Genomic DNA, 18,105 nt, shown 5'->3' with positions numbered 1-18,105 from the left:
GCGGGGGTGGCGGCGGCGACGCCACCTCCATCGGCGGCCAGGGCGGCGACGGCGGGCAAGCGCAGAGCCCGAGTGTCACGCACGCGGGCGGCTTCGGCGGCGGTGGAAGCCCGGCGGGCATCGGTGGGGGCGGGGGCGGCGGCGCGATCGCGGGCACCCCCGTCTCGGACGGCGACGGCGGTCGCGGTGGCGACGGTTTCGCCGGCGGGGCGGGCGGCCCGGGCGCCAGCGGCAACGTCGGCCATAACAGCGGCGGCTCCGGTGGCCCCGCCACCGGCGGTGGTGGCGGCGGCCTGGGCGACAACGGCACCCTGGGCAATGGCCTGTCCGGGCAGAGTTCGTAGCGCGCTTCCCTGGGTTGTCGCCTTCAAATACTCGCGTTTGGTGCGCGGGAGACGGCGTATTGAGCGCCGTCCCGCGCTACATTCGATTAGGAGCGTCTTAAGAGGTCTCTGAAAGAACCGAAAGGAACGGGTGATGGCGGACCGAGGAGAGGTGTTTCGCCGCGCGTTCTCCTGGCTGCCCGCACAGTTCGCCTCCCAGAGCGATGCGCCGGTCGGCGCGCCGCGCCGGTTCCGTTCCACCGAACACCTGTCCATCGAGGCGATCGCGGCGTTCGTCGACGGTGAGCTGCGGATGAACGCCCACCTGCGCGCCGCCCACCACCTCTCGCTCTGCCCCGAATGCGCCGCCGAGGTCGAGGATCAGTGCCGGGCGCGTGCCGCGCTGCGCGATTCCAACCCGATCCGCATCCCCAGCAACCTGCTGGGCTTGCTGTCCGAGATCCCGCACCACCCGTCGGACGACGACACAGCCGAGCGCGATACGCGCGACCAGCGTAAGCGCCGATAATCGCCGCACCCGTGGATACTAGGGTGGACAAGCACAAAGCCGCCGTGGTGCAACGCGCCCGGTAAGCGGCCTGTCTCGAACGCTCAAGAAGAGGATCCAAAGGCGACGTGACCTCCGACGGCAACAACACGGGCAACGACAGCGGCAACGCCGGCAACAACGGCGGAGACCGCCTGGCGCCGCGCCCCATCTCCCGGCCACCGGTGGATCCCGCAGCGCGCCAGGCGTTCGGCCGTCCCACCGGATTGCGCGGCTCCTTCGTCGCCGAGCGGGTGCGCCCGCCCAAGTACCGCGAGCAGTCCGAATTCCGGCCGCACGATCCGCCCGCCGACCCCGTCCTCGAGGAGGCGTTCAGCCGGCCCGTCGGGACCGTGGACACGCTGCAGCGCCACCCGATCGACGCCGGCGCGCTGGCCGCCGAGCAGGACGGCGCCGAGCCCGACGGCGCAGAAGACCCCTGGCGCGACCCCGGCGCCGCCGCGGCGCTGGGGACCCCGGCCGTCGCGCCGGCGGGACCGCAGGCCGTGCCGGGCTACGGCGGCAAGCTCGGGGTGCGCGACGTGCTGTTCGGGCGCAGGGTGTCGTATTTGGCGCTGGCCGTGCTGCTGCTGATCGCGCTGGTGATCGGCCTGATCGGCGGCGTGATCGGCCGCAAGACGGCCGAGGTCATCGAGGCGTTCACCACCTCGAAGGTCACGCTGTCGACGCCCGGCAATTCCGAGCTGCCGGCGGGCCGGTTCGCCAAGGTGGCCGCCGCGACCGCCGGCGCCGTCGTCACCATCGAGTCGAAGAGCGACCAGGAGGGCATGCAGGGCTCCGGGGTGGTCATCGACGGCCGCGGCTACATCGTCACCAACAACCACGTCATCTCCGAGGCGGCCAACAACCCCAGCCAGTTCAAGACGACCGTCGTCTTCAACGACGGCAAGGAGGTGCCGGCCAACCTGGTGGGCCGCGACCCCAAGACCGACCTGGCGGTGCTCAAGGTCGACAACGTCGACAACCTGAGCGTGGCCCAGCTGGGTGACTCCGACAAGGTGCGCGTCGGCGACGAGGTGCTGGCCGCCGGTGCGCCGCTGGGCCTGCGCAGCACGGTGACCCACGGCATCATCAGCGCGCTGCACCGCCCCGTCCCGCTGTCGGGCGAGGGCTCCGACACCGACACCGTCATCGACGCGGTCCAGACCGACGCGTCGATCAACCACGGCAACTCCGGCGGCCCGCTGATCAACATGGACTCCCAGGTGATCGGCATCGACACGGCCGGTAAGTCGTTGTCCGACAGCGCAAGTGGGCTCGGCTTCGCGATCCCGATCAACGAGGTCAAGTCGGTGGCCCAGGCCCTGATCAAGGACGGCAAGATCGTGCACCCGACGCTGGGCGTCAGCACCCGGTCGGTGAGCAACGCGATCGCCTCCGGCGCGCAGGTGGCCAACGTCAAGGCGGGCAGCCCGGCGCAGAAGGGCGGGATCCTGGAGAACGACGTGATCGTCAAGGTCGGCAGCCGCAAGGTCGCCGACGCCGACGAGTTCGTCGTCGCGGTGCGACAGCTGACCATCGGGCAGGACTCCCCGGTGGAGGTCGTGCGCGACGGCCGCCACGTCACGCTGACGGTGAAACCCGACCCGGATAACAGCTAGTGTTCGGCAATTTGAGCTGGGAGCACATCCTCGTCCTCGTGGTGGTCGGGCTGGTGATCCTCGGGCCCGAGCGGCTCCCCGGCGCCATCCGCTGGACGTCGAACACGCTGCGGCAGGCGCGCGACTACCTCAGCGGCATGACGACCCAGCTGCGCCAGGACCTCGGACCCGAGTTCGACGACCTGCGCGAGCCGCTCAGCGAGCTGCAGCGCCTGCGCGGCATGAGCCCGCGCGCCGCGCTGACCAAGCACCTGCTGGACGGCGACGACTCCTTTTTGACCGGAAACTTCGACCGCCCGGTCAACGGGGCCCCGCCCAAGCCGGCCGAGCCCGCCCAACCGGTGCCGCTGCCCTCGCAGCCCGAGCCGCACACCGGCGGCCCCGCGCCGTTCGACGCCGACGCCACCTGAGGTGAGCTGACGGCGTTGGGTGTGAGCTGACGGCGTTGCGTGTGAGCCCGGGATGGGATCCGGGGCCGAAATCCCGCCGTAGTTGCACAGCCAAAACCCTGAGTGCACACCAAGCGGTATAGCGCTGCTCAGCGGCGCGTCGGGTCCAGCCCCAGCGACACGCCCGCCAGCCCGCGCTTGCGCGACGACAGGCTGTCCGCCACGCCGCGCAGTTCCTTGCCGACGGGGGAGTCCGGGGCGCTCAGCACGATCGGCACGCCGGCGTCGCCGGCCGCGACCAGCGCGGGGTCCAGCGGGATCTGGCCCAGCAGCGGCACGTCGGCGCCGACCGCGCGGGACAGCCGCTCGGCGACCTGCTGCCCGCCGCCCTCGCCGAACACCTGCATCGTGGTCCCGTCGGGCAGCACCAGCCCGGACATGTTCTCGACGACGCCGACGACGCGCTGGCGGGTTTGCAGCGCGATGCTGCCGGCCCGTTCGGCGACCTCGGCCGCGGCCAGCTGCGGCGTGGTCACCACCAGGATCTCGGCGTTGGGCAGCAGCTGCGCCAAGGAGATGGCGACGTCGCCGGTGCCCGGCGGCAGATCGAGCAGCAGCACGTCCAGGTCGCCCCAGTAGACGTCGGCCAGGAACTGCTGCAACGCGCGGTGCAGCATCGGCCCGCGCCACACCACCGGGGTGTTGCCCTGGGTGAACTGCGCGATCGAGATGACCTTCACCTCGTGGGCGATGGGCGGCAGGATCATTGACTCGACCTGGGTGGGCCGGTCGGTGGTGCCCATCATCCGGGGGATGGAATGGCCGTGAATGTCGGCGTCGAGCACGCCGACGGACAACCCGCGCGCGGCCATCGCCGCGGCCAGGTTCACCGTGACCGTCGACTTTCCGACGCCGCCTTTGCCGGAGGCGACGGCGTACACCCGGGTCAGCGAGCTGGGCTGGGCGAACGGGATGACGGGCTCCCGGGCGTCGCCGCGCAGCTGCTTGCGCAGCTCGGTGCGCTGTTCGTCGTTCATCACGTCCAGGCTGACCTTGACGGCGCCGGTGCCGGGGACGTCGGCAACGGCGCTGGTGACCCGCTCGCTGATTTCGGTCTTCTTCGGGCACGCGGCGGTAGTCAGGTAGATCGCGACGTGCACGCCGCCGTCGGCCTCGACGTCGACGCTCTTGACCATCCCGAGTTCGGTGATGGGACGGCGCAATTCGGGGTCGATCACCTTCCCCAGCGCGGTGCGGATTTCCGCGACGAGGTCGGCGGTATCAGGATTGGACATCACCGCCGAGTCTAGGCGGCTTCGATCGGACGCTGGTCAGCTGGCCGGACCGGGCGCCCTGGGCGCGCCGGCTGCCGGACCGGGGGCCGCCTGGCCGGGGGCCGCCGGGCCGGAAGGCGGGGCGGCGGGCATCGCGGGCGGGGGCGCTCCGAACGGCGGGGGCGGGGGCGCTCCGAACGGCGGCGGCGCGGGCGCGCCGAACGCCGGTTGTCCGAACGGGGCCGGCGGCGCCGGGTTTTGCGGGCCGATGCAGATCACGGTGCAGCCGGGCTGTTGCGTCGGCGCCTGCTGCGGCGTGGGTTGCATCCAGGGGAACATCGGCTGCTGGCTGGTGGGCGGCGTCCCGCTCAGGTCGATCAGCGGTGTGCGCGAGAAGAAGTCGTCCGACGGCAGGCCGATGACGTTCATCGGCAGGTTCGGACCGAGCCCCTCCGGATGATCGTCGTGCGCGTTGCCCAGCGGCGGCGGCGGGCCGGTCATCGGCGGCAGGTCGACGGGGACCACGCCGGTGGCGTACGCGGCGGCCCAGCCCAGGACGTTCTGCGCGTAGGGCACCGAGTTGTTGTAACGCAGGATCGCCGACATCACCTGCATGGGGTCGCGCAGGTTGAGCCCGCCGCTGCACAGGTACCGGGCGGCGGCCAGCGCGGAGTCGAACAGGTTCTGCGGGTCGGCCGTCCCGTCGCCCTTGCCGTCGGCGGCGTAGCGCGCCCAGGTGCCGGGCAGGAACTGCATCGGCCCCATCGCGCGGGCGTAGGTGGGGCGATTGCCGACGGTGCTCTGCAGGATGACCTCGTTGCCGGGCAGGGTGCCGTCCAGCGACGGGCCGTAGATCGGGACGACCGCGGTGCCGCGCGCATCGACGGCCCCACCACCGGCGTGGCCCGACTCGATGCGCCCGATCCCGGCGAGCAGGTTCCAGCTGACGCCGCAGCCGGGGGCGGCGACGGCCATCTTCTGTTCGGCGCTGCGGTAGGCCGCCAGGGCGATCGACGGAATGCCCAGCGCGCCAGGCGCATTCACGATCATCGGGGGAGGCGGCGCGGACGGGGCGGCCTCGGCGATGTGGAAGGCGGTGGGGGTGTGGTCGGCGGCGATGACGACCGGCCCGGAGGTGTCGGGGACGCTCGGCGAAACGGCGGCGACGGGGTAGATGGCGGCGCGCACCGGCGCGCCCTGGCCGTGGCCGGGGGCAACCTTCGCGTGAACTTCGGGCCCCGAGCCGCCGACGGCGCCGGCGAAGACGAGCGGGGCGATCACGGCGACGCCGAACGCCGGGGTCTTTGTCACGCGAACTTTGGTCAAGCGAACCGCTCGCTGTCGCACGGCCGCGACGGCCGGGCGTGGACTCCAGCGTCCCCCAATGCGCACTCGACCGTCCTAAAAGGTCGGGAAACTACTGCTTAGCTTCGTGAACCAGATCACAATACATAACCCCCGTGACGGGAGTGGCGCAATGGCGGAATTGATAATTAGCGGGATTTCTTAGCGACCCGCTCCCAATCCTGACCCGCCGCTGCGGACCTCCCCGTCCGCGTCCTCCGGCAGTAACTGGGTCAGCATAGAGCGCAGGTCCTCCAGCTCGTGGCGCAGGTACTCGCGCGTCACGACCTCGCCCACGGCCAGCCGCAGCGCCGCCAGTTCGCGGGCCAGGTACTCGGTGTCGGCCTTGGTCTGCGCGGCGCGACGGCGGTCCTCGTCGAGCGCGACCCGGTCCCGGTTCTCCTGGCGGTTCTGGGCCAGCAGGATCAGCGGCGCCGCGTACGCGGCCTGCGTGGAGAACGCCAGATTGAGCAGGATGAACGGGTACGGGTCCCAGCGCAGCGCGGCCGCGAACACGTTCACCAAAATCCAGGCCACCACGATGATCGTCTGGATCAGCAGGTAGCGGCCGGTGCCGAAGAAACGAGCGATGGACTCGGTGAGCTGCCCGACGGCCTCGGGGTCGACGCGCGGGGAGTACCTGCGGGAGGTCCGCGGGGTGTAGAGCCGTCGTGTCGCGGTGGATCTGCTCACCCGGATTCCCCCAGTCGTCGTTCGATCCGGCCGGTGGTGTCCAGCTGCTGCACATCCACGCGCCAGTCGTGCGGCAGCAGGTGGTCGAGTAGGTCGTCCACGGTTACCGCCCCCAACAGATGGTTCTGGTCGTCGAGCACCGGCCCGCACACCAGGTTGTACGCGGCGAGGTAGCGGGTCACCGCGCCCAGCGGCGTCTCCGGCGTCAGGGTGAGCAGGTCGCTGTCGACGATCCCGCCGACCAGCTCGGCCGGCGCCTCGCGGAGCAGCCGCTGCAACGGGATGCAGCCCAGGTAGCGCCCGGTGGGGGTGGCCGTCGGCGGACGCGCCACGAACACCATCGAAGCCAGCGCGGCGGTGAGGTCGGGATCGCGAACCCGGGCCAGCGCCTCGGCGACCGACGTGTCCGGCGTCAGCACCACCGGGTCGGAGGTCATCAAGCCGCCCGCGGTGTCGGGGGAGTGGGTCAGCAGCCGGCGCACCGGCTCGGACTCGTCCGGGTCCATCCGGGTCAGCAGCATCTCGGCGTCGGTCGGGTTGAGCACCCCCAGCAGGTCGGCGGCGTCGTCGGGATCCATCTCCTCGAGCACGTCGGCCGATCGGTCGGTGCCCAGCTGCGAGAGCACGTCCGCCTGATCCAACTCGGGCAGCTCCTGCAAGACGTCGGCCAGCCGGTCGTCGTCGAGCGCCTTGAGCACCTCGTAGCGACGCTTGGGCGGCAGCCCGTGGATGACGTCGGCGACGTCGACCGCCCGGCGCCCCTCGAACTGGGCGAGCAGCTGGGCCACGCCCTGGTCCGGCAGCGCCAGGGCCGACGGGGTGAGGCCCTGCACGTTCTGCCAGTCCACCACGTGGACGGGGCCGCGCCGCCCCAGCCGTCGCTGGCTGCGCACGGCGACCCGGGTGACCAGCCAGTCCCTGGTTCGGGTCTGTTCGATGCCCAGGTCGGTGATCACCACGTCGAGGCCGGCCAGCTCGGGCAGCTCGGGGTCGTTGACCTTGACCGGGGTGTCGAGTATCTGGCCCATGGCCAGCACCTCGCCGGGGCGCTGCTGAAAGTGGCGCAGGGACACGCTGCCGGTGTTGAGCGTCACCGCGTTGGGCTCGATCGAGGCGACGCGCAACATCGGAATGAAAATGCTGCGGCGCGTGGCCAAGTCGACGATCAGTCCCAGCACGCGGGGCTGCTGGCGGACGATGCTGATGCTGATCACGACATCGCGGACGCGCCCGAAGTTTTCGCCGAGCGGACCGAGTACCAGCATCCGCGGCAGCCGCGCGACGTACACCCTGTTGACCGGTCCCATGCAGGAGAGCCTATTCAGCCGCCGCGGGGACGGCGGGCTTGCCATGGCGCGAGTCGCGCTAATGGGAATGGATGCTGAACATCGCGATGATCAGAAACACCACCAGGGTGCCGACGCCGATCACGATGCCGGTGACCGCCAGGCCGTAGCCCTCCTGGCGGGTCTGCTTGATCTGGTTCAGCGCGACCACGCCCAGCACGATCGCCACCACCGAGCCGATGACACAGCAGAAGAAACCGGCGAACGACGCGATGAGCGAGCCGATCGCCATGCCGTTGGTGCCGGCCGAAACCCGGTAGTCCGGCCCCCCGTAGGAGCCGCCGGGATACCCCGGGTAGGCGGGCGGGCCGTAGCCGGGCGGCGGTGGCCCGTAGCCGGGCGGCGGCGGGCCGTAGCCGGGGGGCGGGGGCCCGTAGCCGGGCGGCGGCGGATAGCCGGCCGGGTAGCCCGGCGGTGAATACGGGTCGGGCGGATAGTCGGCCGCCGGCGGTTCCCAGGGCGGTTGCCAAGCGGGCTGCTCGGGGCGGCCGCCGGGCGGCGGACCAGCCTCGTCGCCGCGGCCACCGCCGGGAGCTGCCATGGCGTTCAACCTAGCCCATGGGCGGCCACAAGCCCGGGATGAAAGGATGGCCGAGGCGGAGGAGAATGAGAGCCGATGACTAGTCCTTTCCAGCCCGGGCAGGTTCCCGGCGGCACGCCCGGCGGCGCGGCGGCCGCTCGGCGCGGCGTGCCCTCGCTCCCGACCCCGCCCAAGGGCTGGCCGGTCGGGTCCTACCCGACGTACGCCGAGGCGCAGCGCGCCGTCGACTATCTGTCCGACCAGCAGTTCCCGGTGCAGCAGGTCACCATCGTCGGGGTCGACCTCATGCAGGTCGAACGGGTCACCGGCCGGCTGTCGTGGCCGAAAGTGCTCGGTGGCGGCGTCATCAGCGGGGCATGGCTCGGCCTGTTCATCGGCTTGGTGCTCGGCTTCTTCAGCCCCAACCCCTGGGCCGCCCTGGTCACCGGCCTGGTCGCCGGGGTGTTCTTCGGTTTGATCACCTCCGCGGTCCCCTACGCAATGGCCCGTGGCACAAGGGATTTCAGCTCCACCATGCAGTTGGTGGCCGGCCGCTACGACGTTCTCTGCGATCCGCAAAACGCAGAAAAGGCCCGGGATCTGCTGGCGCGCCTGGCGATCTGAATTGGTGGCCAGCCGTCGTGGGCGCGCACGCCGAATAGGCGCTTTCGCCCTGGCGACGCTCGCGGTCGCGTCGCTGCTGTCCGCCTGCGGCCCGCCCGGCGGCGGGCTGGTACTCAGCTTTTACACGCCGGCCACCGACGCGGCCACCTTCACCGCCGTCGCGCAGGAGTGCACCCGGCAGCTCGGGGGCCGGTTCGCGATCCGGCACGTCAGCCTGCCCCGGGGGCCCGGGGAGCAGCGGGTGCAGCTGGCGCGCCGGCTGAGCGCCCACGACCGCGGGCTGGACGTGATGGCGCTGGACGTGGTCTGGACCGCGGAGTTCGCCGAGGCCGGTTGGGCGTTGCCGTTGTCCGATGACCCGGCGGGGCGGGCCGAGACGGACGCCACCGTCGACACCCTGCCGGGCCCGCTCGCGACGGCCCGCTGGAAGAACGACCTGTATGGCGCACCCGTGACGACCAACACCCAATTGCTTTGGTACCGCCCCGATTTGGTGAACCCCGCGCCGATGACGTGGGACGCCATGGTGGCCGAGGCCGCCCGGCTGCACGCCGCGGGCCTACCCGCCTGGATCGCCGTGCAGGCCAACGAGGGCGAGGGCCTGGTGGTGTGGTTCAACACGCTGCTGGTCAGCGCGGGCGGCCAGGTGCTCTCCGACGACGGCACGCGGGTCACGCTGACGGACACGCCCGCGCACCGGGCCGCCACCGTCGCCGCGCTGCGGGTCCTCAAGTCGGTGGCCACCGCACCCGGGGCCGACCCGTCGATCAGCCGGAGCGACGAGGGCACCGCGCGGTTGGCGGTGGAACAGGGCAAGGCCGCGCTCGAGGTCAACTGGCCCTACGTGCTGGCGTCGCTGCTCGAGAACGCGGTGAAGGGCGGCGTGCCTTTCCTGCCGCTGAACCGGGACCCGGCGTTGGCCGGCAGCGTCAACGACGTCGGCACCTTCGTGCCCAACGACGAGCAATTCCGCATCGCGTACGAGGCCAGCCAAAAGGTGTTCGGTTTCGCGCCGTATCCCCGGGTGGCGGCTGGCCGGCCGGCCAAGGTGACGATCGGCGGGCTGAATTTGGCCGTGTCCAGCACCACCCGCCACCGCGCCGAGGCGTTCGAGGCCGTGCGCTGCCTGCGCAGCCTGCAGAGCCAGAGGTACGTGTCGATCGAGGGCGGCCTGCCCGCCGTGCGCGCGTCGCTGTATTCCGATGCGCAGTTTCAGGCGAAGTATCCGATGTACACCGTGATCCGCCAGCAGCTCACCGACGCCGCCGTGCGGCCCGCGACGCCCGCATACCAGGCGCTGTCGCTGCGGCTGTCGACGGCGCTGAGCCCGATCGCCGCGATCGACCCGGAGCGCACGGCGGACGAGCTCGCCGCGCAGGCGCAGCGGGCGATCGACGGGAAGGGCCTGTTGCCGTGAGCGCCTCCGAACGGCGACTCGGCCTGATGCTGGTCGCGCCGGCGGCGACCCTGATGCTGGCGGTGACGGCCTACCCGATCGGTTACGCCGTGTGGCTCAGCCTGCAGCGCAACAGCCTCGCCACCCCCCACGACACCGCATTCATCGGATTGGGCAACTACCAAACGATTTTGACCGACCGGTATTGGTGGACCGCGCTGGCGGTGACGCTGGGCATCACGGTGGTGTCGGTGGCGATCGAGTTCGCGCTGGGCCTGGCGCTGGCGCTGGTGATGCACCGCACGCTCGTCGGGAGGGGACTGGTGCGCACGGCGGTGCTCATCCCGTACGGCATCGTCACCGTCGTCGCGTCGTACAGCTGGTACTACGCGTGGACGCCGGGCACCGGCTACCTGGCCAACCTGTTGCCGCACGGCAGCGCGCCACTGACGCAACAGATCCCGTCGCTGGGCATCGTCGTGCTGGCCGAGGTCTGGAAGACCACGCCGTTCATGTCGCTGCTGCTGCTGGCCGGGCTGGCGCTGGTGCCCGAGGACCTGCTGAAGGCCGCGCAGGTCGACGGGGCCGGCGCCTGGCGGCGGCTGACCCGGGTCATCCTGCCGATCATCAAGCCGGCGGTGGTGGTCGCGCTGCTGTTCCGGACGCTGGACGCCTTCCGCATCTTCGACAACATCTACGTGCTGACCGACGGCGCCAACAACACCGACTCGGTGTCAATCCTGGGCTACGACAACCTGTTCAAGGGCTTCAACGTGGGGCTTGGCTCGGCGATCAGCGTGCTGATCTTCTGTTGCGTGGGCATCATCGCGCTGGTCTACATCAAGGTGTTCGGCGCGGCCGCGCCCGGGGGTGACGCCGATGGGCGGTGAACGCGTGGGCGCCCGGCGCGCCGCCGGGTGGGCCGTGATCGACGCGCTGGTCGTGCTGTACGCCCTCGTTCCGGTGCTATGGATCCTGTCGCTGTCGCTCAAGCCGTCGTCAACGGTCAAGGACGGCAAGCTGATTCCGTCGTCGGTGACGCTGGACAACTATCGCGGCATCTTCCGCGGCGAATTCTTCGCCTCCGCGCTGATCAACTCCATCGGAATCGGGGTGATCACCACCGCGATCGCCGTGGTGCTCGGCGCGATGGCGGCCTACGCGATCGCCCGGCTGAACTTCCCCGGCAAGCGGCTGCTGATCGGGGCGACGTTGCTGATCACCATGTTCCCGGCCATCTCACTGGTCACCCCGCTGTTCAACATCGAACGCGCCCTCGGGCTGTTCGACACCTGGCCCGGGTTGATCCTGCCCTACATCACTTTCGCTCTACCCCTTGCCATTTACACGCTGTCGGCGTTCTTCCGGGAGATCCCGTGGGATCTGGAGAAGGCGGCGAAGATGGACGGCGCCACGCCGGGCCAGGCCTTCCGCAAGGTGATCGTGCCGTTGGCGGCGCCGGGCCTGGTGACCGCGGCGATCCTGGTGTTCATCTTCGCCTGGAACGACCTGCTGCTGGCGCTGTCGCTGACCGCGACCGAGGCGGCGATCACCGCCCCGGTGGCGATCGCGAACTTCAGCGGCAGTTCGCAGTTCGAGGAGCCGACCGGATCGATCGCGGCGGGCGCCGTCGTGATTACCGTCCCGATCATCGTATTTGTTCTAATTTTTCAACGACGGATTGTCGCCGGGTTGACCTCTGGCGCCGTGAAGGGATAGCGCGATGGCCGAGATCGTGTTGGAGCACGTCAACAAGAGCTACGCCGACGGCGCCGCGGCGGTGCGCGACCTGAGCATCACCATCGCCGACGGCGAGTTTTTGATCCTGGTCGGCCCGTCCGGCTGCGGCAAGACGACGACGCTGAACATGATTGCCGGGCTTGAGGACATCTCGTCGGGCGAGCTGCGCATCGACGGCGTCCGGATGAACGAGAAGGCGCCCAAGGACCGCGACATCGCCATGGTGTTCCAGTCCTACGCGCTCTACCCGCACATGACCGTGCGGCAGAACATCGCCTTTCCGCTGACCCTGACGAAGATGAAGAAGGCCGAGATCGCGCAGAAGGTCGAGGAGACCGCCAAAACCCTTGACCTGACCGAGCTTTTGGACCGCAAGCCGTCCCAGCTGTCGGGTGGGCAACGGCAGCGGGTGGCGATGGGCCGCGCGATCGTGCGCCATCCCAAGGCGTTTTTGATGGACGAGCCGCTGTCAAACCTGGACGCCAAGCTGCGGGTGCAGATGCGCGGCGAGATCGCCCGCCTGCAGCGCAGATTGGGCACCACCACTGTCTACGTCACCCACGACCAGACCGAGGCCATGACGCTCGGCGACCGCGTGGTGGTGATGCACGGCGGGGTGGCGCAGCAGATCGGCACGCCCGACGAGCTGTACGAGCGGCCCGCGAACCTGTTCGTGGCGGGGTTCATCGGATCGCCGGCGATGAACTTCTTCCCGGCGGAGCTGACGCCGACCGGGCTGACGCTGTCGGTGGGTGAGGTGATGCTGGCGCCGGAGGTGCAGGAGGTGATTGCGCGGCACCCGCGGCCGGAGAACGTCATCGTCGGCGTGCGCCCCGAGCACCTGGCCGACGCCGCGTTGATCGACGGCTACCAGCGCATCAGGGCGCTGACCTTCGAGGTGAAGGTCGATTTGGTGGAATCGCTGGGCGCCGACAAATACGTGTACTTCACCACCGCGGGTCCGGCCGTGCACGCGGCCCAGCTGGACGAGCTGGAGGCCGAGGGTGAGATGCACGAAAACCAGTTCGTGGCAAGGGTTGCCGCGGAGTCGAAGGCGGCCGTGGGGCAGTCGATCGAGTTGGCGCTCGACACGGCGAAGGTGACCGTCTTCGACGCCGACACGGGGGTGAACCTGACGATCGCACCGGTCGCCGAGTGATCACGGACCTGGTGCGCGCGCACCTGCGCGCCCACTTCGCCGGCGTGGAGCCCGATTCGGCGAGCGTGACCTTCCTGGGCACCGAAACCCTTGAGGTGTTGCGGTTTCGCGGGAGCGACGGGCTGGTTCATTACGTGTCGCTGGGCTGCTCGCGCCATCCGATGACCGACCCGACGGACATGGTCGCCGACCCCGAGCGCGGCCCGCGCGCCGAGGTCGTCCTGCGCCTGCGGGAGCCCGGGCCGGTCACCGGGATCGCCCGCAGCCTGGCGGTGCTGGCCGCCACCCCGGCCGTCGACGGCGTGGTGCTGGTGCCCGACGCCCTGATCGACCTCGGCTCGCCGCTGTGGGCGTGGCCGTCGGGACGGGTGCCGTTCACCGCGGTGCTGTTGGGCCGCAGCGACATCGAGGACCTGCCGCTGGACCCGCCCCGCGACCCGGTGCAGTTCCTGTCGGCGACGCCGATCACCGCGACCGAGGCCGCGTGGGTGCGGCTCAAGGGCGCCGAGGCGATGCGGCAGGCGTGGCTGGGCGACGGCGTCGACGTGCTAGACCCGAAACGCCCTGCGGCGCAACCCGACTGATCTCCGCGGTCGCGCGTGCACTCACGGCTTTGAGTGTGAACCCATGGCGGGAAAAACGCGAAATTCTCGCCCTGTATGCACACCGAAAGCCGTCAGCGCACACTCGGCGTGGCGGAAAGAAGGCTACAGCCAGTTGTTGCGGCGGAATTGGAAGTACAGCACCAGGCAGACGACGGCCATCCCGGCCATCACCCCCGGATAACCCCACGTCCAGTTCAGCTCGGGCATGAAATGAAAGTTCATGCCGTAGATGGCCGCGACCATGGTCGGCACCGCCAGGATGCCGGCCCAGGCCGCCATCTTGCGCATGTCGTTGTTCTGCTGCATGCCCACCCGGGCCAGGGCCGCCTGGATCAGCGAGTTGAGCATGTCGTCGTAGCTGGCGATGTGCTCGGCGGCCTCGGAGTGGTGATCGGCGAGGTCGCGCAGGTAGCGGCGCACCTCCTTGGCGATGAGGTCTTTGTTCTCCAGCTGGATGCGATTGAACGCGCCGGACAGCGGGTTGACGCAGCGGCGCAGTTCGACGACCTCGCGCTTGAGCAGATAGATCGGTTCGACGTCGAGCTTGCGGCCCGGCTCGAACGCCACCTCCTCGATGCTGTCGATGTCGGCCTCGATCAGATGGCTCACCTCGAGATAGTGGTTCACCACCTCGTGGGCGATCGCGTGCATCACCGAATACGGTCCCAGGCGCAGCTGCTCGGGGTCGCCCTCCATCCGCTTGCGCACCTCGGACAGCCCGCCGTGCTCGCCGTGGCGGACGGTGACCACGAAATTCTTGCCGACGAACACCATCACCTCGCCGGTCTCGACGATCTGGCGGGCCAGCGCCACCGACTCGTGCGGGACGTAGTTGACCGTCTTCAGGACGAGGAACAGCGTCTCGTCGTAGCGCTCCAGCTTGGGCCGCTGGTGCGCGCACACGGCGTCCTCGACGGCCAGGGCGTGCAGCCCGAAGACGTCCGCCACCTCCTGCATCTCGGCCAGGTTCGGCTCGCGCAGGCCGACCCAGGCGAACGCCTCCTGCCCGATCAGCTCGAGCTGGCGCACCCGGTCGAGCGCGGCGGCGTAGCTGAACTTTCCCGGCAGCCGGTGGCCGGACGCGTAGACCGCGCAGTCGACCAGGGTCTCGTTGGGCCGCTTCTCGACGGGTTTTGCCGGCGGCTCGTGCGGCTCGCGCGCGAGCGGTCGCAGCACCTCGGGCAAGGCGTCAGGTCCGGGAAACACCTTTACCTCCGATCACCACGCAGGTCCGCCAAGCGGTGCTCAATGCTACGCGTCCTGGCGAAACGCGACGTGAAGACTCCGCGGCGGCCATGGACCGGAGGTTTCGGGCGAAGGGCGGTGCGCTAGTTTCGAGCACGACACACAATCCTGAACTTCTCCATAAGGAGCCATCCGAAGTGAGCGCAAGTCCCGTCAAGGTCGCCGTCACCGGCGCCGCCGGCCAGATCGGCTACAGCCTGTTGTTCCGCCTCGCCAGCGGCGCGCTGCTGGGGCCCGACCGCCCGATCGAGCTGCGGCTGCTGGAGATCGAGCCCGCGCTCAAGGCGCTCGAGGGTGTCGTGATGGAGCTCGACGACTGCGCCTTCCCGCTGCTGTCGGGCGTCGAGATCGGCGCGGACCCGAACAAGATCTTCGACGGCGTGAACCTGGCGCTGCTCGTCGGCGCGCGCCCGCGCGGCCCGGGCATGGAGCGCGGCGACCTGCTGGAGGCCAACGGCGCGATCTTCACCGCGCAGGGCAAGGCGCTGAACTCGGTGGCGGCCGACGACGTGCGCGTCGGCGTGACGGGCAACCCGGCCAACACCAACGCGCTGATCGCGATGAGCAACGCGCCCGACATCCCGCGGGAGCGGTTCTCGGCGCTCACCCGCCTCGACCACAACCGGGCCATCACGCAGCTGGCCCGCAAGACCGGCGCCGCCGTCACCGACATCAAGAAGATGACGATCTGGGGCAACCACTCGGCCACCCAGTACCCCGACATCTTCCACGCGGAGGTCAAGGGCAAGAACGCGGCCGAGGTCGTGGGCGACCAGGCGTGGATCGAGAACGACTTCATCCCGACCGTCGCCAAGCGCGGCGCGGCGATCATCGACGCCCGCGGCGCCTCGTCGGCCGCGTCGGCCGCCTCGGCGACCATCGACGCCGCCCGCGACTGGCTGCTCGGCAGCCCGGAGGGCAACTGGGTGTCGATGGCCGTCATCTCCGACGGCTCGTACGGCGTGCCGGAGGGCCTGATCTCGTCGTTCCCGGTGACCACCAAGGGCGGCGACTGGTCGATCGTGCAGGGCCTGGAGATCGACGAGTTCTCCCGCGGCCGGATCGACAAGTCGACGGCGGAGCTGGCCGACGAGCGCAACGCGGTGACCGAGCTCGGCCTCATCTGAACCAACCGAGCGGAAATTAGGCCTACTAATGGGTAGCCCTTACCCTGATCCGATGCCAGAGATCGCGCAGCCACAGGTCGCCATCGGAGACGACGAGATCTTCGACGCGCATGTAGGCGGGAAGCTTTCGGTGGCCCTGAGCGCGCCGCTGGACACCCAACGCGCGTTGTCGATCGCCTACACCCCGGGTGTGGCGCAGGTCAGCCGGGCGATCGCGGCGGACCGCACCCTGGCCGCCCGCTACACCTGGTCGAACCGGCTGGTGGCCGTCGTCAGCGACGGCAGCGCGGTGCTCGGCCTGGGCGACATCGGTCCCGAGGCGTCGCTGCCGGTGATGGAGGGCAAGTGCGCGCTGTTCCAGGCGTACGGCGGCCTGAACGCGATCCCGATCGTGCTGGACACCAAGGATCCCGACGAGATCGTCGAGACGCTGGTGCGGCTGAGGCCGACGTTCGGCGCCGTCAACCTCGAGGACATCAGCGCCCCGCGCTGCTTCGAGATCGAGCGCCGGGTGATCGAGGCGCTGGACTGCCCGGTGATGCACGACGACCAGCACGGGACCGCGATCGTCGTGCTGGCGGCGATGATGGGCGCCAGCAAGCTGCTCGGCCGCGACATGTCCTCGCTGCGCGCGGTGGTCTCCGGCGCAGGCGCCGCGGGTGTGGCGTGCACGAATCTGCTTCTGACGATGGGTGTTTCGGACATCACGGTCCTTGACTCGCGCGGCATCCTGCACACCGGGCGCGACGACATGAACAGCGTGAAGGTCGACCTGGCGCGACGGACCAACCCGGACGGCCTGACCGGCGGCCTCGTCGAGGCGCTGGAGGGCGCGGACGTGTTCCTCGGGCTGTCGGGGGGTGTGGTGCCCGAGGAGCTGATCGCCACGATGGCGCCCGGCGGGATCGTGTTCGCGCTGTCCAACCCGGACCCGGAGATCCACCCCGAGGTGGCGGCCAAGTACGCGGCGGTGGTGGCCACCGGCCGCAGCGACTATCCCAACCAGATCAACAACGTGCTCGCGTTCCCCGGGGTGTTCCGCGGCGCGCTGGACGCCGGGGCGCGCCGGATCACCGAGAAGATGATGGTGGCCGCGGCGGAGGCGATCTTCTCCGTCGTCAGCGACGACCTCGCGATCGACCGGATCGTCCCCAGCCCGCTGGACTCGCGCGTCCGGGAGGCCGTCGCCGCCGCCGTCGCGATCGCCGCAGACACGTCCGTGTGATCAGGCTGGCCGCGCTGCTGCTGGCCGCCCTGCTCGCGGTGGCCGGCTGCGGCGAACGCCGGCCCGCCCCGGAATTGGTGGTCGGATCCCGGCCCGACCCCGGGTCGGCGCTGCTGGCGGGTGTCTACGTGGCGGCGTTGCGGTCCTACGGGTTCGCGGCGCGACCCGGCACTGACCCCGACCCGATGGCGAAGCTGGACTCCGGGGCGTTCACCGTCGTCCCCGCGTTCACCGGCCAGACGTTGCAGCGGTTGCAACCCGCCGCGGTGGCGATGTCCGACGCGCAGGTCTACCGCGCGATGATCGCGGCGCTGCCCGAGGGCGTGCTGGCCGGCGACTACACCACCGCGGCCAACGACAAGCCGGTGCTGCTGATCACCCAGGCCACCGCCAAGGCGTGGGGTGGCCACGACCTGACCGCGGACCTGAGCACCCTGCCCAAGCACTGCGACGGGCTGGCGCTCGGTGCCGTCGACGGATTTGCCGCACCCGCGTCGGTGGGCTCGTGCCGGCTGCCCGCCCCGCGCCAATTCCCTTCGGAGGACGCACTTTTCGCGGCGGTGCGGGCCGGCCAGCTGACCGCGGGATGGACGACGGCCGCCGACCCGGCGAGCCCCACCGACCTGGTCACGCTGGCCGACGGCAAACCCGCGCTGGTGCGGGCCGAGAACGTGGTGCCGCTGTATCGGCGCAACGCGCTGAGCGATCGGCAGCTGTTGGCCATCAACGAGGTGGCCGGCGTGCTGGACACCGCGGCCCTGGCCGACATGCGCCGGCAGGTGGCCGGCGGCGCCGACCCGCAGGCGGTGGCCGGCGGCTGGCTGGCCGAACACCCGCTGGGGCGCTAGATGTACTCGGTCAGGACGTTGGTAGCAGGCGTGTCGGCTTGATGTGAGGAGAACCCCCGGGTGGGGTGTGGCTTGTCT

The 18,105-nt window shown here is 70.3% G+C and carries 18 protein-coding genes and 1 pseudogene; 13 read left to right on the top strand and 6 right to left on the bottom strand.

Annotated elements, in window-relative coordinates:
* The 4 genes and pseudogenes from AWB89_RS28365 to tatB form a co-directional block, all read left to right on the top strand.
* Positions 1 to 344 (top strand): annotated as a pseudogene (locus tag AWB89_RS28365) (hypothetical protein); the annotation flags it as partial.
* Positions 345 to 477: 133 nt separating this feature from the next.
* A complete protein-coding gene (gene rseA, locus AWB89_RS24555) occupies positions 478 to 852 on the top strand; it encodes an anti-sigma E factor RseA (RefSeq protein WP_085177204.1) in 375 nt (124 codons plus the stop codon).
* A 107-nt stretch (positions 853 to 959) separates the two neighbouring features.
* Positions 960 to 2,492, top strand: coding sequence for a serine protease HtrA (gene htrA / locus AWB89_RS24550; RefSeq protein ID WP_085177202.1), 1,533 nt, complete (start codon positions 960 to 962; stop codon positions 2,490 to 2,492).
* The gene (tatB, locus tag AWB89_RS24545) at positions 2,492 to 2,902 is read left to right on the top strand and encodes a Sec-independent protein translocase protein TatB (protein ID WP_085177200.1); all 411 of its coding nucleotides are present in this window, start codon (positions 2,492 to 2,494) and stop codon (positions 2,900 to 2,902) included. The genes htrA and tatB overlap by 1 nt, the downstream gene beginning before the upstream one ends.
* Positions 2,903 to 3,030: 128 nt before the next feature.
* Here tatB and AWB89_RS24540 read toward each other — a convergent pair whose 3' ends face one another.
* The 5 genes from AWB89_RS24540 to AWB89_RS24520 form a co-directional block, all read right to left on the bottom strand.
* Positions 3,031 to 4,176, bottom strand: coding sequence for an Mrp/NBP35 family ATP-binding protein (locus tag AWB89_RS24540; protein ID WP_085177198.1), 1,146 nt, complete (start codon positions 4,174 to 4,176; stop codon positions 3,031 to 3,033).
* Between the two features lie 36 nt (positions 4,177 to 4,212).
* Positions 4,213 to 5,547, bottom strand: coding sequence for a lytic transglycosylase domain-containing protein (locus AWB89_RS24535; protein ID WP_085177196.1), 1,335 nt, complete (start codon positions 5,545 to 5,547; stop codon positions 4,213 to 4,215).
* 114 nt (positions 5,548 to 5,661) lie between these two features.
* On the bottom strand, positions 5,662 to 6,192 hold the full coding sequence (locus tag AWB89_RS24530) for a DUF1003 domain-containing protein (protein ID WP_085177194.1): 531 nt from the start codon (positions 6,190 to 6,192) through the stop codon (positions 5,662 to 5,664).
* Complete coding sequence (locus tag AWB89_RS24525; RefSeq protein ID WP_085177192.1) at positions 6,189 to 7,499, bottom strand: magnesium transporter MgtE N-terminal domain-containing protein; 1,311 nt, start codon at positions 7,497 to 7,499, stop codon at positions 6,189 to 6,191. Before AWB89_RS24525 ends, AWB89_RS24530 begins: the two co-directional genes overlap by 4 nt.
* Positions 7,500 to 7,557: 58 nt before the next feature.
* Entirely contained in the window at positions 7,558 to 8,079 is a 522-nt protein-coding gene (locus AWB89_RS24520) for a DUF4190 domain-containing protein (protein WP_085177190.1), read from the bottom strand.
* Positions 8,080 to 8,154: 75 nt separating this feature from the next.
* On the opposite strand from AWB89_RS24520, the gene AWB89_RS24515 reads away from it, so the two are divergent.
* Genes AWB89_RS24515 through AWB89_RS24490 form a run of 6 tightly spaced genes read left to right on the top strand, consistent with a single transcriptional unit; the run spans position 8,155 to position 13,561 of the window.
* The gene (locus tag AWB89_RS24515; RefSeq protein ID WP_085103320.1) at positions 8,155 to 8,682 is read left to right on the top strand and encodes a general stress protein; all 528 of its coding nucleotides are present in this window, start codon (positions 8,155 to 8,157) and stop codon (positions 8,680 to 8,682) included.
* A gap of 4 nt (positions 8,683 to 8,686) precedes the next feature.
* A complete protein-coding gene (locus tag AWB89_RS24510; RefSeq protein ID WP_085177208.1) occupies positions 8,687 to 10,099 on the top strand; it encodes an extracellular solute-binding protein in 1,413 nt (470 codons plus the stop codon).
* 26 nt (positions 10,100 to 10,125) lie between these two features.
* A complete protein-coding gene (locus AWB89_RS24505; protein WP_085177210.1) occupies positions 10,126 to 10,968 on the top strand; it encodes a carbohydrate ABC transporter permease in 843 nt (280 codons plus the stop codon).
* Between the two features lie 4 nt (positions 10,969 to 10,972).
* Positions 10,973 to 11,797 (top strand): carbohydrate ABC transporter permease, encoded by an 825-nt coding sequence (locus AWB89_RS24500; RefSeq protein ID WP_142282627.1) that lies wholly within the window; start codon positions 10,973 to 10,975, stop codon positions 11,795 to 11,797.
* A gap of 4 nt (positions 11,798 to 11,801) precedes the next feature.
* On the top strand, positions 11,802 to 12,977 hold the full coding sequence (locus AWB89_RS24495; protein WP_085177186.1) for an ABC transporter ATP-binding protein: 1,176 nt from the start codon (positions 11,802 to 11,804) through the stop codon (positions 12,975 to 12,977).
* Positions 12,974 to 13,561 (top strand): suppressor of fused domain protein, encoded by a 588-nt coding sequence (locus AWB89_RS24490; RefSeq protein ID WP_142282626.1) that lies wholly within the window; start codon positions 12,974 to 12,976, stop codon positions 13,559 to 13,561. Before AWB89_RS24495 ends, AWB89_RS24490 begins: the two co-directional genes overlap by 4 nt.
* 123 nt (positions 13,562 to 13,684) lie before the next feature.
* Here the strand turns inward: AWB89_RS24490 and corA are convergent, their stop codons facing one another.
* Complete coding sequence (corA, locus tag AWB89_RS24485; RefSeq protein ID WP_085177184.1) at positions 13,685 to 14,788, bottom strand: magnesium/cobalt transporter CorA; 1,104 nt, start codon at positions 14,786 to 14,788, stop codon at positions 13,685 to 13,687.
* A 176-nt stretch (positions 14,789 to 14,964) separates the two neighbouring features.
* Here corA and AWB89_RS24480 point away from each other — a divergent pair, with 176 nt between their 5' ends.
* Genes AWB89_RS24480 through AWB89_RS24470 form a run of 3 tightly spaced genes read left to right on the top strand, consistent with a single transcriptional unit; the run spans position 14,965 to position 18,027 of the window.
* A complete protein-coding gene (locus tag AWB89_RS24480) occupies positions 14,965 to 15,954 on the top strand; it encodes a malate dehydrogenase (protein WP_085103311.1) in 990 nt (329 codons plus the stop codon).
* Positions 15,955 to 16,006: 52 nt separating this feature from the next.
* Entirely contained in the window at positions 16,007 to 17,179 is a 1,173-nt protein-coding gene (locus AWB89_RS24475; protein WP_085103309.1) for an NAD(P)-dependent malic enzyme, read from the top strand.
* Positions 17,176 to 18,027 carry a glycine betaine ABC transporter substrate-binding protein gene (locus tag AWB89_RS24470; RefSeq protein ID WP_085177182.1) on the top strand — a complete coding sequence of 284 codons (852 nt, stop codon included), beginning with the start codon at positions 17,176 to 17,178 and terminating at the stop codon, positions 18,025 to 18,027. The genes AWB89_RS24475 and AWB89_RS24470 overlap by 4 nt, the downstream gene beginning before the upstream one ends.
* Positions 18,028 to 18,105 lie beyond the last annotated feature (78 nt).

The organism is Mycobacterium paraense (assembly GCF_002101815.1).
Taxonomy (GTDB): domain Bacteria; phylum Actinomycetota; class Actinomycetes; order Mycobacteriales; family Mycobacteriaceae; genus Mycobacterium; species Mycobacterium paraense.
This window is presented reverse-complemented; position numbering and strand designations above follow the sequence as displayed.

Excerpts from the sequence above, each read along its gene's own strand:
- rseA (WP_085177204.1), top strand. The coding sequence starts at position 478 with ATGGCGGACCGAGGAGAGGTGTTTCGCCGCGCGTTCTCCTGGCTGCCC.
- AWB89_RS24540 (WP_085177198.1), bottom strand. The coding sequence starts at position 4,176 with ATGTCCAATCCTGATACCGCCGACCTCGTCGCGGAAATCCGCACCGCG.
- AWB89_RS24525 (WP_085177192.1), bottom strand. The coding sequence starts at position 7,499 with ATGGGACCGGTCAACAGGGTGTACGTCGCGCGGCTGCCGCGGATGCTG.
- AWB89_RS24520 (WP_085177190.1), bottom strand. The coding sequence starts at position 8,079 with ATGGCAGCTCCCGGCGGTGGCCGCGGCGACGAGGCTGGTCCGCCGCCC.
- AWB89_RS24515 (WP_085103320.1), top strand. The coding sequence starts at position 8,155 with ATGACTAGTCCTTTCCAGCCCGGGCAGGTTCCCGGCGGCACGCCCGGC.
- AWB89_RS24505 (WP_085177210.1), top strand. The coding sequence starts at position 10,126 with ATGCTGGTCGCGCCGGCGGCGACCCTGATGCTGGCGGTGACGGCCTAC.
- AWB89_RS24495 (WP_085177186.1), top strand. The coding sequence starts at position 11,802 with ATGGCCGAGATCGTGTTGGAGCACGTCAACAAGAGCTACGCCGACGGC.
- AWB89_RS24475 (WP_085103309.1), top strand. The coding sequence starts at position 16,007 with ATGCCAGAGATCGCGCAGCCACAGGTCGCCATCGGAGACGACGAGATC.